The sequence below is a fragment of the Citrobacter sp. RHBSTW-00671 genome, assembly GCF_014103415.1.
GTDB lineage: Bacteria > Pseudomonadota > Gammaproteobacteria > Enterobacterales > Enterobacteriaceae > Citrobacter.
In genome coordinates, this window is the sequence record NZ_JABXPR010000001.1 from 51,733 (window position 1) to 69,076 (window position 17,344).

At 50.2% G+C, this 17,344-nt stretch carries 10 protein-coding genes, 2 tRNA genes and 1 rRNA gene; 9 read left to right on the plus strand and 4 right to left on the minus strand.

Going from position 1 to position 17,344, the window contains the following annotated elements; all coding sequences use genetic code 11:
* Nucleotides 1-145 precede the first annotated feature (145 nt).
* From HV261_RS00305 to HV261_RS00315, 3 genes are all read right to left on the minus strand, one after another.
* A tRNA-Ala gene (locus HV261_RS00305) sits at nt 146-221 on the minus strand.
* Nucleotides 222-326: 105 nt separating this feature from the next.
* A tRNA-Ile gene (locus HV261_RS00310) sits at nt 327-403 on the minus strand.
* A gap of 69 nt (nt 404-472) precedes the next feature.
* Nucleotides 473-2,014: ribosomal RNA gene (locus tag HV261_RS00315) — 16S ribosomal RNA — on the minus strand.
* Nucleotides 2,015-2,628: 614 nt separating this feature from the next.
* Between HV261_RS00315 and HV261_RS00320 the strand changes: the two genes are divergently transcribed.
* The 5 genes from HV261_RS00320 (at nt 2,629) to HV261_RS00340 (ending at nt 9,594) form a co-directional block, all read left to right on the plus strand.
* Nucleotides 2,629-4,260: a sensor histidine kinase gene (locus HV261_RS00320; protein WP_202037123.1), complete on the plus strand. Its 1,632-nt coding sequence runs from the start codon at nt 2,629-2,631 to the stop codon at nt 4,258-4,260.
* Nucleotides 4,257-4,976: a two-component system response regulator DcuR gene (gene dcuR, locus HV261_RS00325; RefSeq protein WP_202037124.1), complete on the plus strand. Its 720-nt coding sequence runs from the start codon at nt 4,257-4,259 to the stop codon at nt 4,974-4,976. Before HV261_RS00320 ends, dcuR begins: the two co-directional genes overlap by 4 nt.
* 753 nt (nt 4,977-5,729) lie before the next feature.
* On the plus strand, nt 5,730-7,070 hold the full coding sequence (gene dcuB / locus HV261_RS00330) for an anaerobic C4-dicarboxylate transporter DcuB (RefSeq protein ID WP_137382872.1): 1,341 nt from the start codon (nt 5,730-5,732) through the stop codon (nt 7,068-7,070).
* Nucleotides 7,071-7,166: 96 nt separating this feature from the next.
* Nucleotides 7,167-8,813, plus strand: coding sequence for a class I fumarate hydratase FumA (fumA, locus tag HV261_RS00335; protein ID WP_137382873.1), 1,647 nt, complete (start codon nt 7,167-7,169; stop codon nt 8,811-8,813).
* 148 nt (nt 8,814-8,961) lie between these two features.
* Nucleotides 8,962-9,594 carry a DUF2238 domain-containing protein gene (locus HV261_RS00340; protein ID WP_202037125.1) on the plus strand — a complete coding sequence of 211 codons (633 nt, stop codon included), beginning with the start codon at nt 8,962-8,964 and terminating at the stop codon, nt 9,592-9,594.
* Nucleotides 9,595-9,648: 54 nt separating this feature from the next.
* Here HV261_RS00340 and HV261_RS00345 read toward each other — a convergent pair whose 3' ends face one another.
* The gene (locus HV261_RS00345; protein ID WP_202037126.1) at nt 9,649-11,004 is read right to left on the minus strand and encodes an alpha-glucosidase/alpha-galactosidase; all 1,356 of its coding nucleotides are present in this window, start codon (nt 11,002-11,004) and stop codon (nt 9,649-9,651) included.
* 268 nt (nt 11,005-11,272) lie between these two features.
* Between HV261_RS00345 and melR the strand changes: the two genes are divergently transcribed.
* From melR to adiC, 4 genes are all read left to right on the plus strand, one after another.
* The gene (melR, locus tag HV261_RS00350; RefSeq protein ID WP_202037127.1) at nt 11,273-12,205 is read left to right on the plus strand and encodes a transcriptional regulator MelR; all 933 of its coding nucleotides are present in this window, start codon (nt 11,273-11,275) and stop codon (nt 12,203-12,205) included.
* A gap of 275 nt (nt 12,206-12,480) precedes the next feature.
* Nucleotides 12,481-14,748, plus strand: coding sequence for an arginine decarboxylase (gene adiA, locus HV261_RS00355; RefSeq protein ID WP_202039635.1), 2,268 nt, complete (start codon nt 12,481-12,483; stop codon nt 14,746-14,748).
* Between the two features lie 315 nt (nt 14,749-15,063).
* A complete protein-coding gene (locus HV261_RS00360; protein WP_137382902.1) occupies nt 15,064-15,825 on the plus strand; it encodes an AraC family transcriptional regulator in 762 nt (253 codons plus the stop codon).
* Between the two features lie 127 nt (nt 15,826-15,952).
* Entirely contained in the window at nt 15,953-17,290 is a 1,338-nt protein-coding gene (adiC, locus tag HV261_RS00365; RefSeq protein ID WP_137382877.1) for an arginine/agmatine antiporter, read from the plus strand.
* Nucleotides 17,291-17,344: the final 54 nt, after the last annotated feature.

The window sequence follows — 17,344 nt, forward strand, 5'->3', positions numbered from 1 at the left end:
ACACCATTTTTCATTTCTTATTACGGAGAAATGAAACAGTGTGTCGTTTCAATTTTCAGCTTGATCCAGATTTTTAAAGAGCAAAACTTCGCAGTGAACCTTTTCAGGTACACTCTGAAGTTTTCTTGGTTTTTTGCAGTAAAGATGGTGGAGCTATGCGGGATCGAACCGCAGACCTCCTGCGTGCAAAGCAGGCGCTCTCCCAGCTGAGCTATAGCCCCATCGTAGTTATCTCATTCACCTTAATTTTTGTTGAAGCAAGGCGTGGTGACACGAAGCATACTGAAGTATGTGAGTGTCGCCGCAACGCAGCATCAGCAAAAATTTGGTAGGCCTGAGTGGACTTGAACCACCGACCTCACCCTTATCAGGGGTGCGCTCTAACCACCTGAGCTACAAGCCTGCAGAGATTTTTACTGCTAATTTTCATCAGACAATCTGTGTGAGCACTACAAAGTACGTTTCTTTAAGGTAAGGAGGTGATCCAACCGCAGGTTCCCCTACGGTTACCTTGTTACGACTTCACCCCAGTCATGAATCACAAAGTGGTAAGCGCCCTCCCGAAGGTTAAGCTACCTACTTCTTTTGCAACCCACTCCCATGGTGTGACGGGCGGTGTGTACAAGGCCCGGGAACGTATTCACCGTGGCATTCTGATCCACGATTACTAGCGATTCCGACTTCATGGAGTCGAGTTGCAGACTCCAATCCGGACTACGACGCACTTTATGAGGTCCGCTTGCTCTCGCGAGGTCGCTTCTCTTTGTATGCGCCATTGTAGCACGTGTGTAGCCCTACTCGTAAGGGCCATGATGACTTGACGTCATCCCCACCTTCCTCCAGTTTATCACTGGCAGTCTCCTTTGAGTTCCCGGCCGGACCGCTGGCAACAAAGGATAAGGGTTGCGCTCGTTGCGGGACTTAACCCAACATTTCACAACACGAGCTGACGACAGCCATGCAGCACCTGTCTCACGGTTCCCGAAGGCACTAAAGCATCTCTGCTAAATTCCGTGGATGTCAAGAGTAGGTAAGGTTCTTCGCGTTGCATCGAATTAAACCACATGCTCCACCGCTTGTGCGGGCCCCCGTCAATTCATTTGAGTTTTAACCTTGCGGCCGTACTCCCCAGGCGGTCGACTTAACGCGTTAGCTCCGGAAGCCACGCCTCAAGGGCACAACCTCCAAGTCGACATCGTTTACGGCGTGGACTACCAGGGTATCTAATCCTGTTTGCTCCCCACGCTTTCGCACCTGAGCGTCAGTCTTTGTCCAGGGGGCCGCCTTCGCCACCGGTATTCCTCCAGATCTCTACGCATTTCACCGCTACACCTGGAATTCTACCCCCCTCTACAAGACTCTAGCCTGCCAGTTTCGGATGCAGTTCCCAGGTTGAGCCCGGGGATTTCACATCCGACTTGACAGACCGCCTGCGTGCGCTTTACGCCCAGTAATTCCGATTAACGCTTGCACCCTCCGTATTACCGCGGCTGCTGGCACGGAGTTAGCCGGTGCTTCTTCTGCGAGTAACGTCAATGAATGCGGTTATTAACCACATCCCCTTCCTCCTCGCTGAAAGTACTTTACAACCCGAAGGCCTTCTTCATACACGCGGCATGGCTGCATCAGGCTTGCGCCCATTGTGCAATATTCCCCACTGCTGCCTCCCGTAGGAGTCTGGACCGTGTCTCAGTTCCAGTGTGGCTGGTCATCCTCTCAGACCAGCTAGGGATCGTCGCCTAGGTGAGCCGTTACCCCACCTACTAGCTAATCCCATCTGGGCACATCCGATGGCAAGAGGCCCGAAGGTCCCCCTCTTTGGTCTTGCGACGTTATGCGGTATTAGCTACCGTTTCCAGTAGTTATCCCCCTCCATCGGGCAGTTTCCCAGACATTACTCACCCGTCCGCCACTCGTCACCCAAGGAGCAAGCTCCTCTGTGCTACCGTTCGACTTGCATGTGTTAGGCCTGCCGCCAGCGTTCAATCTGAGCCATGATCAAACTCTTCAATTTAAGTTTGATGCTCGTGAATTAAACTTCGTAATGAATTACGTATGTTCACTCAAGAGACTTGGTATTCATTTTTCGTCTTGCGACGTTAAGAATCCGTATCTTCGAGTGCCCACACAGATTGTCTGATAAATTGTTAAAGAGCAGTTGCGACGCGCTTTAGCGCTCTGTCGCGAGGTGGCGTATATTACGCTTTCCTCTTTCAGAGTCAACCCTCATTTTCAGGTTTTTCTCTTCAACCGAACCGGCTGTTTGTGTGAAGTGATTCACATCCGCCGTGTCGATGGAGGCGCATTATAGGGAGTTTCCTGTGGCCCGCAACCCTTAAATGACAGAAAAATGACTGACTGCTGCAATCCCCAGCAAAAGCCCGCCTTATACCCATTTACACACAGAGTTATCCACAAAGCCGTCAATATTTCCTGCATCACATCCCGGAAAAAGAAGAAACCAACATTGAATTCTCTTTTCTATATAGAAAGAAAATAACGGATGCCCGTTTTCTACTACATATATAAGAAGGGATGGCGGCGGGAGCGCCCGGCCCCCCTACTACCTTTGAATTACGTACCTCATCAGGCGATAATACCCGTACAAATAGTGATTCCAGGACTGCGATGAGACACCCTCTGCAACGAACTGCTATACGCAAACGCCCGATGAAACTCGGCACAACCGTGATCCTCATGGTCAGCGCTGTCCTCTTTTCTGTGCTGCTCGTCGTTCATTTGATTTACTTCTCGCAAATCAGCAACACGACACGTGATGCATTAGCAGACAAAGCGCTTGCGGTAGCGCGAACGTTGGCAAACTCTCCTGAGATCCGCGAAGGGCTCAAGAAAAAGCCTGAGGACAGCGGTATCCAGGCAATTGCTCAGGCAGTAAATAAGCGCAACGATTTTTTATTCATCGTTGTCACTGATATGAAAAGCATTCGTTATTCGCACCCTGAAGCACAACGCATCGGCCAACCGTTTAAAGGCGACGACATCCTGTTGGCGTTACAGGGCAAAGAGAACGTTGCCATTAATCGCGGCTTTCTGGCTAAAGCGCTACGCGTTTTCACCCCCATTTATGACGAACATCACCAGCAGATTGGGGTTGTGTCGATTGGTCTCGAGCTAAGCAGGGTCACTGAACAGATCAATAACAGCCGCGGCAGTATATTTTGGTCCATCTTATTTGGCGTGCTGGTTGGGTTACTCGGTACCTGGGTATTGGTGAAGGTTCTCAAACGCATTCTGTTTGGTCTGGAGCCTTATGAAATATCCAACCTGTTCGAACAGCGCCAGGCGATGTTGCACTCTATAAAGGAGGGGGTCATTGCCGTTGATGATAGTGGTGAGGTCACGCTAATAAACCAGGCCGCTCAGGAGCTGCTGGATTACCGTAAGTCGCAGGATGATGCCCAGCTTTCCACGCTCAGCCATGCGTGGTCTCAGGTAGTCGACCTTTCGCAGGTACTACGTGATGGAACGCCACGCCGTGATGAGGAGATCACGGTGAAGGACCGGCTGCTTTTAATCAACACCGTTCCAGTGCTCAGCAATGGCAAAATCATCGGGGCAATTTCAACGTTCAGAGACAAGACCGAAGTCCGTAAACTCATGCAACGTTTGGATGGTATGGTCAACTATGCCGATGCACTTCGTGAACGATCCCACGAATTCATGAACAAGTTACACGTGATTCTGGGATTATTGCACCTGAAAAGTTATAAGCAGTTGGAAAATTACATCCTTAAGACGGCCAACAATTATCAGGAAGAGATTGGCTCACTGTTAGGCAAAATAAAATCACCGGTGATCGCAGGCTTTTTACTCAGTAAGATTAATCGCACATCTGATTCAGGTCATAGCCTGATCATTAGTAATGAAAGCCAGTTGCCGGAAAACAGTAATGAAGATCAGGTGGCGGTGTTGATCACCGTGCTGGGTAATTTGATTGAAAACGCCCTGGAGGCGCTAGGTCAAGAACCGGGGGGTGAGATCAGCGTATCCTTACATTATCGACACGGCTGGTTGCATTGCGAAGTGAATGACGATGGTCCGGGGATCGCCCCCGAACACATCGACCACATCTTTGAGAAGGGCGTCTCGTCAAAAGGAACCGAACGAGGCGTCGGTTTAGCACTTGTGAAACAGCAGGTTGAAAACGTTGGCGGCAATATTTCCGTCGAATCCGAACCTGGGGTCTTCACCCAATTTTTTGTACAGTTACCGTGGAATGGTGAGAGGGCCAGCAGATGATCAATGTCTTAATTGTCGATGACGATGCAATGGTAGCGGAGTTAAACCGCCGTTATGTCGCGCAGCTCTCTGGTTTTCATTGCTGTGGAACGGCCTCTACTCTCGAAAAAGCCAAAGAGATCATCTTTCATGGCGAACATCATATTGACCTGGTTCTACTGGATATTTATATGCAGAAAGAAAACGGTCTGGACCTGTTACCCATTCTGCACAGCGAAGGCTGTAAATGTGATGTCATCGTCATCTCCTCCGCTGCCGATGCGACAACCATCAAAGACTCACTCCACTACGGTGTCGTTGACTATCTGATCAAACCGTTTCAGGCCTCACGCTTTGAAGAAGCCTTAACCAACTGGCTGCAGAAGAAAACGGATATGGAGAAGCACCAGTACTATGAACAGTCAGAGCTTGATCAGCTGATTCATGGTAGCGCGTCCAGCGAGCAGGAAACGCGGCGCTTACCCAAGGGGCTGACACCACAAACGTTACGTACGCTGTGCCAGTGGATTGATGAGCATCAGGACCAGGAGTTCTCCACGGATGAGCTAGCTAACGAGGTCAATATCTCCCGGGTCTCGTGCCGTAAATACCTTATCTGGCTCGTCAATTGTCATATCTTATTTACCAGTATCCACTATGGTGTTACTGGCCGACCGGTTTACCGCTACCGCGTTCAGGCTGAGCATTACTCATTACTGAAACAATACTGCCAATAAAACGCTCCCCCAGGGATTATTCGTTATATAAAAGTAACAATTATTAAAATAATGAAAAATCCCTTTTCATCCCGCAAAAACAGATAAATAGTGAATTTGCGTTAGATCAAATATACTTGTATCAGACATGTTAAATTTATTATTTTGTTATTGATAAACATCACACTGTTTTTAATTTCAAAATCGCTAACAAAAGTTAATTAAGTATTAACTAACTCACAGAGTGTGTATTTTTACTCCTAAAGGATTAGTCTGAATTTAATCAGACATAAAAATCTAAGCTGGTAGCAATGGAGACCATGCTACGTACTATGGACACCGTACATTTTTGTGAGCAAATAAACGTATCCGTACGCCAGACTCATTACCACATGACATGGCGTGACCGCGATCACATAAAGAATACACTCACCTGGTATACCGGTGTTTCACGTAATAGCGGACAACGTAGAACCGACGGTCAGCACCCGGGAAACCGGTGTAAGCCAGCCAAACTACAGCGTCAGCCGCAGCGCTTCATAACCAGCTCTACTTCCCATCGCCTGAGGATCCTCTCCTCTGATCAATGCCATAGAAAAAAGCTAAATATTGCCAAAAATTTATAAAAAAATTCTGGCCAGATATTTAAACATTAATCGCAAATACGGACATATCGAATACTGACCATTTTTTGATGCTTATTCCGGCAAAAAAGAATGTGCCACAGATCCATTTTTCAAAAAATTGACTGGGTTTTTCGCGAGGGTAAATAAAATGTTATTTAGTATACAACTTCTCATAATATTAATTTGTTTGTTTTATGGCGCCAGAAAGGGCGGTATCGCGCTGGGTTTGTTAGGCGGTATCGGTCTGGTTATTCTGGTTTTCGTGTTCCATCTCCAGCCGGGTAAACCCCCTGTTGATGTAATGCTGGTTATTATTGCCGTGGTGGCCGCATCTGCAACCTTGCAAGCCTCCGGCGGTCTTGACGTTATGCTGCAAATTGCTGAAAAACTGCTGCGTCGTAACCCAAAATACGTTTCTATCGTTGCACCATTTGTTACCTGTACCCTGACTATCCTGTGCGGTACCGGTCACGTGGTGTATACCATTCTGCCAATCATTTATGACGTCGCCATTAAGAACAATATTCGCCCGGAACGCCCAATGGCGGCGAGTTCTATCGGTGCACAGATGGGGATTATCGCCAGCCCGGTTTCCGTCGCTGTTGTCTCGCTGGTTGCGATGCTGGGTAACGTGACATTTGAAGGCAAGCACCTCGAATTCCTCGACCTGCTCGGCATCACCATTCCATCTACCCTGCTGGGTATCCTGGCTATCGGTATTTTCAGCTGGTTCCGTGGTAAAGATCTGGATAAAGACGAAGAGTTCCAGAAGTTTATTTCCGTACCTGAAAACCATCACTATGTGTATGGCGACACGGCAACACTGTTAGACAAAAAACTGCCGAAAAGTAACTGGCTGGCAATGTGGATCTTCCTCGCTGCCATCGCCGTGGTTGCCGTGCTCGGCGCTGTATCTGAACTGCGCCCTTCTTTTGGTGGCAAACCGCTGTCAATGGTACTGGTTATCCAGATGTTCATGCTGCTGACTGGCGCATTGATTATCATCTTAACCAAAACGAATCCCGCATCTATCTCAAAAAATGAAGTCTTCCGTTCAGGTATGATCGCGATTGTTGCGGTGTACGGTATTGCCTGGATGGCGGAAACCATGTTCGGTGCGCATATGTCTGAAATTCAGGGCGTACTGGGCGAGATGGTGAAAGAATATCCGTGGGCCTATGCGGTTGTCCTGCTGTTGGTCTCCAAGTTTGTAAACTCTCAGGCTGCAGCGCTGGCCGCTATCGTTCCGGTCGCACTGGCTATCGGGGTTGATCCAGCGTACATCGTTGCTTCTGCTCCGGCATGTTACGGTTACTACATTCTGCCGACCTACCCGAGCGATCTGGCTGCTATTCAGTTTGACCGTTCAGGTACCACCCACATTGGCCGTTTCGTTATCAACCACAGCTTCATTCTGCCTGGTTTGATCGGCGTAAGCGTATCCTGTGTCTTTGGTTGGGTCTTCGCCGCAATGTACGGTTTCCTGTAAGCACACTTCGCGTGCCGTCCGCTATGGTACGGCACGCCACCTTTAAGACGCAGAGAATTTTTAAATTCCTGATAAAAATGAAAAGGCTGGAAGCAAATGTCAAAAGTTGAATTCACTTACCAGGCGGCTTTCCCACTGGGGGAAGACAAAACTGAGTACTACCTGCTGACATCCGATCATGTCAGCGTCGGCGAGTTTGAAGGCGAGTCAATCCTGAAAGTAGCACCTGAAGCACTTACGCTACTGGCCCAGCAAGCCTTCCACGATGCCTCCTTTATGCTTCGCCCCGAACACCAACAGCAAGTCGCCTCCATACTCCATGATCCTGAAGCCAGCGAAAACGATAAATACGTTGCGTTGCAATTCCTGAGAAACTCCGAAATCGCCGCCAAAGGCGTATTGCCAACCTGTCAGGATACCGGCACGGCCATTATCATGGGTAAAAAAGGCCAACGCGTCTGGACCGGTGGCGGTGACGAAGCGGCGCTCTCCAGAGGCGTATTTAATACCTATATTGAAGATAACCTGCGCTACTCGCAAAACGCGGCGCTGGATATGTACAAAGAAGTGAATACCGGCACTAACCTGCCTGCGCAAATCGACCTGTACAGCGTGGACGGCGACGAATATAAATTCCTGTGCGTGGCAAAAGGCGGCGGTTCTGCCAACAAAACCTATCTGTATCAGGAAACGAAAGCACTGCTGACGCCCGGCAAACTGAAAAACTTCCTGGTTGAGAAAATGCGTACGCTGGGGACTGCAGCTTGCCCGCCATACCACATCGCGTTTGTGATTGGTGGTACGTCAGCAGAAAGCACCCTCAAAACGGTGAAACTGGCCAGCACACACTACTATGATGCGCTGCCGACTGAAGGTAACGCTCACGGTCAGGCATTCCGCGATCTGCAACTGGAACAGGAACTGCTGATCGAGGCCCAGAAACTCGGCCTCGGCGCCCAGTTTGGCGGGAAATATTTCGCTCACGACATTCGTGTGATTCGACTGCCTCGCCACGGCGCATCCTGCCCGGTAGGCATGGGCGTTTCCTGCTCCGCAGACCGGAATATTAAGGCCAAGATTAACCGCGAAGGTATCTGGATTGAAAAACTGGAACATAACCCAGGCCAGTACATCCCGGAATCTCTGCGCCAGGCCGGCGAAGGCGAAGTGGTTAAAGTTGACCTTAACCGTCCGATGAAAGAGATCCTTGCCCAGCTTTCTCAGTACCCGGTATCCACCCGTCTGTCGCTGAGCGGTACAATCATTGTGGGTCGCGACATCGCCCACGCGAAGCTGAAAGAACGTATCGAGTCCGGCGAAGGTTTGCCGCAGTACGTGAAAGATCACCCGATCTACTACGCAGGCCCGGCGAAAACGCCGGCAGGTTACCCGTCAGGTTCTTTGGGTCCAACCACTGCGGGTCGTATGGACTCCTATGTTGACCTACTGCAGTCCCATGGCGGCAGCATGATCATGTTGGCAAAAGGTAACCGCAGCCAGCAAGTGACCGACGCCTGCCATAAACACGGCGGCTTCTACTTAGGTAGCATCGGTGGTCCGGCAGCTGTACTGGCGCAGCAGAGCATTAAGCATCTGGAATGCGTGGAATACCCGGAGCTGGGAATGGAAGCCATCTGGAAAATCGAAGTTGAAGATTTCCCTGCTTTCATCCTGGTCGATGACAAAGGCAACGATTTCTTCCAGCAAATCGTGAGCAAACAATGCGCTAACTGCGCGAAGTAACCTATTCGGCCCGGCACTGGACTGACACCAAATTTTTTGGGGCCAGCCCAGTGATCCCCCCGGGCCAACTTTATCCCCCCATTAACTGGCGTTGAATTTTTGCCGTTCACAGTGAATAGTAATATTTTCCATTACTTGTGAATTCGCCATGCTCCGCACACTGAATCCTGTAATACTGAACACTGGCGCTATAGTGCTGGCGCTGATCCTTATCTACACCGGCTTCTGCGCCACCGAGAAATTGACCTGGCTGATGGAAGTAACGCCGGTCATTATTGTTGTGCCATTGCTGCTCGCTACCATGAAGCGTTACCCGCTGACTCCCATGCTCTACACGCTTATCTTCTTTCATGCCATCATTTTGATGGTTGGCGGCATGTATACCTATGCCAAAGTCCCCATTGGTTTTGAAGTGCAGGCGTGGCTGGATCTCAGTCGCAACCCCTATGACAAACTGGGTCATTTTTTCCAGGGACTGGTGCCAGCGCTGACGGCAAGAGAGATTTTAGTCCGCGGCAATATTGTCCGCGGCCGCAAGATGTTAGCGTTTTTAGTCTGCTGCGTAGCACTGGCAATCAGCGCCACCTATGAGCTCATTGAATGGTGGGCGGCACTGGCGATGGGACAAGGCGCGGATGACTTCCTGGGTACGCAGGGCGATCCATGGGATACCCAGTCGGATATGTTCTGCGCCCTGCTCGGCGCGCTAACGACTGTGCTTGTACTGGCGCGAGTTCACTGTGCACAGCTGCGCCGCTACGGGCTGGTAAGCGCCAACTAAATATACCGACTGCCGGATATCGATAACGTTCATCCGGCAGACGCAAGATGGACCTTATCGATGCAACCAGGCCGGCAACCACTCGGCGTGCGCGTCAATCAGATCATCCACCAACGCATAAATCTCCTCAATCCCTAACACCGCTGCGGTATGCGGATCCATCATCGCCGCGTGATAAACACGATCGCGATTCTCCGTCAGAATAGCTTCCGTCAGCAGGGTTTGAACATTGATATTCGTTTGCATCATCGCCGCCAGATGAGACGGGAGCGCACCCACTTTTGTCGGCTGAATACCATTGGCATCAACCAAACAAGCCACCTCGACACAGCAGCCCTGCGGCAGGTTATCGATCAGGTTGTCGTTACGAACATTGCCATACACCACGCTGGGTTCTCCGGTCCAGATAGCGTTCATGATTGTGCTGGCATATTCCCGTGACGGTTTGATATCAATGCGCGCCGTCGTTTTGTACTCTTCCAGCTCTTTATGCCAGTTCGCTAGCTGCTCTACACAGCGCTTCGGATATTCATCCAGCGGAATCTTATAGCGCTCAATCAGATCTTCACGACCCGGTTTGATAAACCACGGCGTGTATTCAGCAAAGTGTTCCGACGACTCGGTGACGAAATACCCCAATTTTTTGCACATTTCATAACGCACAATGTTCTGGCAGCGAGTATTGCCGTGGATATTCGGTTTCGGGGCCTGGCCTGCTGCATAAGCTGCCAGCAGTTCCGGATAGAGATCGACATAGGTCCCATCAGCCGTTTTACGCTCCAGTTGCAGATAAAACGCCATATGGTTGATCCCGGCGCAGCGATAGCGCAAAGAAGTAGGGTCGATATCCAAATCACGGGCCAGCTCCTCCGCCGTTCCCTGCACCGAGTGACATAGCCCAACCTGCTTAATATGCGGATAGCGCGCATACATTGCCCAGGTGTTCATCGCCATCGGATTAACGTAGTTAAGCAGGGTGGCATGCGGGCAGACGTCGGTCATATCCTCACAAATCTGCCATAAATGCGGGATGGTGCGCAGCGCGCGCATAATACCGCCAGGCCCCAACGTGTCGGCTATCGTTTGTTCCAGACCGTGGCGCTTACACACGGAAAAATCGGTCACGGTACACGGCTCGTAACCACCGATCTGAAAAGCGACCACCACAAAATCAGCATCCTGCAATGCCGCTTTTTGATCGGTATAACACGTAATCTGGCCGCAAGCGCCAGCTGAGTCCATCAGCTTACGCACCACAATATGCGACTCTTCCAGGCGGGCGGCATCGATATCCATTAAAGCAATATGCGCGGATTTCAGCGCATCGCGGTGAAAGACATCTCCGAGAATATTCTTCACGAAAATCGTCGATCCCGCGCCGATAAAAGTAATTTTGGGTGCAGACATCATGACTCTCCAGAACGTGGGGTGATGACGTCATGGTGGCATGAGGACGCACGAAAAACGTCCGGCTTCTGTACCGAGTACTCCCAAAAACTCAGTTCGCCTTTTCGTTCCGGCGAAAACTGATTTTCTGGGACAATTTTTGCCGAAAAGCAGAGTATCCGGGTTCAAAAAATCACACTACCCGATAATGGTGGCCTGATTTGCGCGCTGATTCGCAATCTTATCCGCTGAAAAATGGCATGATTCTGAACAATCAGGAACTGGAGCTACCATGACCACGCCGCCAATCTCAGCGCTTCCCCCCGATCCGCACATGTGCAACAGCGATGAAAAACAAACCCGTAGCCCGCTGTCGCTGTACTCGGAATATCAACGTCTCGATATCGAACTGCGCGCGCCGCACGCCATGACCACCAGCCACTGGCACGGACAGGTGGAGGTTAACGTACCGTTCGACGGTGATGTGGAATACCTGATCAATAACGAAGTGGTGCAGATAAAACAGGGCCATATCACCCTGTTTTGGGCCTGTACGCCGCACCAGTTAATACGACCTGGCGCCTGCCAGAACATGGCTATCTTTAATTTACCCATGCACCTGTTTCTCTCCTGGCCGCTGGACCGTGAACTGATCAACCACGTCACTCATGGCATGGTCATCAAATCACAAGCCTCTCAGCAGTTAAGCACCTTTGAAGTTCAGCGTTGGCAACAGGAGCTGAGCAGCCCGAACGAACAAATTCGCCAGCTTGCCATCGATGAAATTAGCCTGATGCTCAAGCGGTTTAGCCTCTCCGGCTGGCAGCCAATCCTGGTCAATAAAACCGCGGGCACGCACAAAAACAGCGTTTCACGTCACGCGCAGTTTTACGTGAGTCAAATGCTCAGTTTTATTGCCGACAACTACGATCAGGCGCTCACCATCAACGATGTTGCGGAGCACGTGAAGCTCAACCCCAACTATGCGATGGGGATTTTCCAGCGTGTGATGCAACTCACCATGAAGCAGTACATTACCGCGATGCGTATCAACCACGTTCGCGCATTGCTGAGCGACACCGATAAAACCATTCTGGACGTTGCCCTTACCGCCGGGTTTCGCTCCAGCAGTCGTTTTTACGATACTTTCAGCAAATTTGTCGGCATGTCACCACAGCAGTACCGCAAACTGAGCCAGCAACATCGACAATTGATGGCCGGATAAGCGCCGGATGGCGCAAACACATGCCCACTGACAGCACATCCCATTCGGCAATATCAGTATCAGCCAAAAAAATAATTCCCCTGTCGATAAACAGTGCCGAAAAACTACCGCCGATAAGTATTAATTATTTGTTTATAAAGGAATAAAAACAAAATATGCTCATTTTTTAGCCACTTTACAGCCCAATTCGTCAGGATAATACTTGCCTGCGTCACATTCATACGGTGTGTCTGCAATCCATACATTGCAACCTCTCCACTACCGGGTAAAAGATGATGAAAGTATTAATTGTTGAAAGTGAGTTTCTGCATCAGGACACCTGGGTTGGTAGCGCTGTCGAGCGTCTGGCTGATGCCTTAAGTCGCCAAAATGTTACCGTCATTAAGTCCACCTCATTCGACGATGGTTATGCCATTCTCGCGGCAAATGAAGCCATTGATTGCCTGATGTTCAGCTATCAAATGGAACAACAAGATGAACACCTGAATGTCAGGCAATTGATCGGCAAGCTCCACGAACGCCAGCAAAACGTCCCCGTTTTCCTGCTGGGCGATCGGGAAAAAGCCACTGCATCGCTGGATCGCGATCTGCTGGAGCTTGTCGATGAATTCGCCTGGATTCTCGAAGATACCGCTGACTTTATCGCCGGGCGCGCCGTTGCTGCGATGACCCGTTACCGCCAACAGCTGTTACCACCGCTGTTCAGCGCGCTGATGAAATACAGTGACATCCACGAATATTCCTGGGCAGCTCCAGGTCACCAGGGCGGCGTGGGATTTACTAAAACGCCGGCCGGTCGTTTCTATCATGACTACTACGGTGAAAATCTATTCCGTAGCGACATGGGTATTGAACGCGCATCACTGGGTTCACTGCTTGACCATACTGGCGCGTTTGGTGAAAGCGAAAAATATGCCGCACGTGTCTTCGGCGCTGACCGTTCATGGTCCGTGGTGGTCGGTACTTCTGGCTCTAACCGCACCATCATGCAGGCATGCATGACTGATAACGATGTGGTAGTGCTGGACCGTAACTGCCATAAATCCATTGAACAAGGGCTCATTCTGACCGGGGCAAAACCGGTGTACATGGTGCCAAGCCGCAACCGCTACGGCATTATCGGGCCTATCTACCCGCAGGAAATGCAGCCTGCAACATTGCAGAAAAAAATCAGCGAAAGCCCGCTGACGAAAGACAAAACCGGACAGAAACCGTCATACAGCGTTGTGACCAACTGCACCTATGACGGCGTCTGCTACAACGCGAAAGAGGCGCAGGATCTGTTAGCCCAGACCAGCGATCGCATTCATTTCGATGAAGCCTGGTACGGCTATGCGCGTTTCAACCCGATTTATGCCGATCACTATGCTATGCGTGGTGCGCCTGGCGACCATAGCGGCCCAACCGTTTTTGCCACCCACTCGACCCATAAGTTGCTGAATGCACTCTCTCAGGCATCTTACATTCACGTCCGTGAAGGCCGTGGCGCGGTAAATTTCTCCCGCTTTAACCAGGCGTACATGATGCACGCCACCACGTCTCCGCTGTATGCCATCTGTGCATCAAACGACGTGGCAGTTTCCATGATGGACGGTAACAGTGGCCTGTCGCTCACCCAGGAAGTGATCGATGAAGCCGTCGATTTCCGTCAGGCGATGGCACGGTTGTACAAAGAATTCACGGCTGAGGGCGACTGGTTCTTCAAACCGTGGAACAAAGAGGTGGTTACCGATCCGCAAACCGGAAAAACCTATGACTTTGCGGACGCCCCTACTCAACTTCTGACGACCGATCAGAACTGCTGGGTAATGCGTCCCGGTGAATCCTGGCATGGGTTTAAAGACCTGCCAGATAACTGGAGCATGCTGGACCCGATCAAAGTCAGTATTCTGGCGCCAGGTATGGGTGATGATGGTGAACTGGAACAGACCGGTGTTCCGGCGGCGCTGGTTACCGCCTGGCTTGGCCGCCACGGTATCGTACCGACCCGTACCACCGATTTCCAGATTATGTTCTTGTTCTCTATGGGGATCACCCGTGGTAAATGGGGCACGCTGATTAACACACTGTGCTCTTTCAAACACCACTACGATGCCAATACCCCGCTCTCACAGGTGATGCCGGAACTGGTAGAGGAATATCCTGACACTTACGCAAACATGGGTATTCACGATCTGGGCGACACCATGTTCGCCTGGCTGAAAGAAAATAACCCAGGTAGCCGACTCAATGCGGCCTACTCCGGCCTGCCTGTTGCTGAAATGACCCCGCGTGAAGCCTATAACGCGATAGTCAGCGATAACGTTGAGATGGTGGCTATTGAAAATCTGCCGGGCCGTATCGCAGCCAACTCCGTTATTCCTTACCCACCGGGAATTCCAATGCTGCTGTCCGGGGAAAACTTTGGCGATGCCAACAGCCCGCAGATTAGTTATCTACGTTCGTTGCAATCCTGGGATCATCATTTCCCTGGCTTTGAACATGAAACCGAAGGAACGGAAATTATTGACGGTGTGTATCACGTCATGTGCGTGAAAGCCTAATGTCGCTTTTTAGATAGTCTTTTTTTTATAAGGTTGACGTGTGATGGTTGAGTAATTCCTGAGTATTGCTGCAAAACAATAACATTGTCATACCTTTTGCGCGGGACCACCCCGCGCTTTTTTTATACGCAAATAGTACGTTGCCACTTGCGTAAAAAATTATGTACATGCCAAGAATCCCTACAGATATTGTAATTACTAAAAATCACGCTATTTTATCGCTTGTCTTGATTCATCATACAATTTTTTTTAGCCGCGATTACTCAGCAGGTGCTGAGTTACGGTATTTGATGTTCATATTCCGGGAGTTTGGGTATGAGGCTTTGCAGCAAAGAAGCTTGTGTTGTTGTATTAACGGAGAAAGATGTTTGGTTAAGGATTAACGGTAAAGAAGCCATCAGTTTAAAAGCTAACCACATGGCTCTGGTGGCGTGTGATAATAATATTATCGACTTCTCTTCACTTAATAACGCACTGGTCGTACATATCAGTCGCGATGTCATTAAAGACTATCTACGATTTTTAAATAAAGATCTTTCACAGATCCCTCTCTGGCAACGTAGCGCTAACCCCGTGATGACCGCCGTCTGCCTGACGCCGGATGTCTTTCGGGTTGCCGCTCAACACAGCGTGATGGAAACGCAAAACGAAGGCGAAAATGAGCGTACCCGCTCGCTACTGTTCACCGTATTATCGCGTTTTCTCGACAGCAAAAAGTTTATCTCCCTGCTGATGCATATGTTACGCAATCGCATCAGCGACAGCGTTTACCACATCATTGAGAGCGATATTCATAAAGACTGGAATTTAAGCATGGTCGCCAGTTGCTTATGCCTGAGTCCCAGTTTGTTAAAGAAAAAGCTCAAAAATGAAAACACAAGTTACAGTCAAATAATAACCACGTGTCGTATGCGTTATGCCGTTAATCAATTAATGATGGACGGGAAAAACATTTCACAGGTATCTCAGCTGTGCGGATATAACAGTACTTCATACTTTATCTCCGTATTCAAAGAGTTCTATGGAATGACGCCGCTGCATTATGTCAGTCAACATCGGGAACCCTCCGCTGCCTGATTTTTGATCATTTAGCGATGAGCCATAATAATATCAGCATTGGCGATACCCCTGTTCCGCCATCATAAAATAGTCTTCTGAAGAGGTATGATGTGACGTCATTTATCCTTATCAGGAGTTAAAAAATATGTCGACGGATGCTGATGCTCACAAAGTGGGCTTAATCCCCGTCACCCTTATGGTGTCGGGGAATATTATGGGTTCCGGTGTATTCCTGCTACCCGCAAACCTGGCGTCAACTGGCGGGATTGCAATCTACGGATGGTTGGTCACTATTATCGGTGCTCTGGCACTGTCGATGGTGTACGCCAAAATGTCGTCCTTAGACTCCAGTCCCGGTGGTTCTTACGCTTATGCGCGCCGCTGCTTCGGTCCCTTTTTAGGCTACCAGACTAACGTCCTGTACTGGTTGGCCTGCTGGATTGGTAACATCGCCATGGTCGTTATTGGCGTGGGTTACCTGAGCTATTTCTTCCCCATTTTAAAAGACCCGCTGGTTCTGACGCTCACCTGTGTCGTTGTCCTGTGGATCTTCGTCTTGCTGAATATTGTCGGTCCAAAAATGATTACTCGCGTGCAGGCCGTTGCGACGGTACTGGCGCTGGTACCGATCGTCGGGATTGCCGTCTTCGGCTGGTTCTGGTTCCGCGGTGAAACCTATATGGCAGCCTGGAACGTCAGCGGAATGAATACCTTCGGTGCCATCCAAAGCACCTTAAACGTCACCTTATGGTCGTTCATTGGGGTTGAAAGCGCCTCCGTTGCCGCCGGTGTGGTTAAAAACCCGAAACGTAACGTCCCTATCGCCACCATTGGCGGGGTGCTGATTGCCGCCGTCTGCTACGTTCTCTCAACTACGGCGATTATGGGGATGATCCCTAACGCTGCGCTGCGTGTGTCAGCCTCACCGTTTGGTGATGCTGCACGAATGGCACTGGGCGATACCGCTGGGGCCATTGTCTCCTTCTGCGCCGCGGCCGGATGCCTCGGCTCACTGGGTGGTTGGACATTGCTTGCCGGCCAGACCGCAAAAGCGGCAGCCGATGACGGCTTGTTCCCACCGATTTTCGCGCGCGTGAACAAAGCGGGAACACCGGTTGCCGGATTAATTATCGTCGGCATCCTGATGACCCTCTTCCAGTTCAGCAGTATGTCGCCAAACGCCGCAAAAGAATTTGGTCTGGTCTCTTCCGTCTCAGTCATCTTCACGCTGGTACCGTATCTGTACACCTGTGCCGCTTTGCTGCTGCTGGGCCACGGTCACTTTGGTAAAGCGCGTCCGATGTACTTACTGGTGACCTTCGTGGCATTTGTCTACTGCATCTGGGCAGTGGTCGGTTCTGGCGCCAAAGAAGTGATGTGGTCGTTCGTGATGTTGATGGTCATCACCGCGCTGTATGCACTCAATTACAACCGGATCCATAAAAACCCGTATCCTCTGGATGCCCCGACCAACAATAATTAATGCCTGTAAGCATCGTTGCCCGATGACATAAGCGCATCGGGCCTACGCATCACA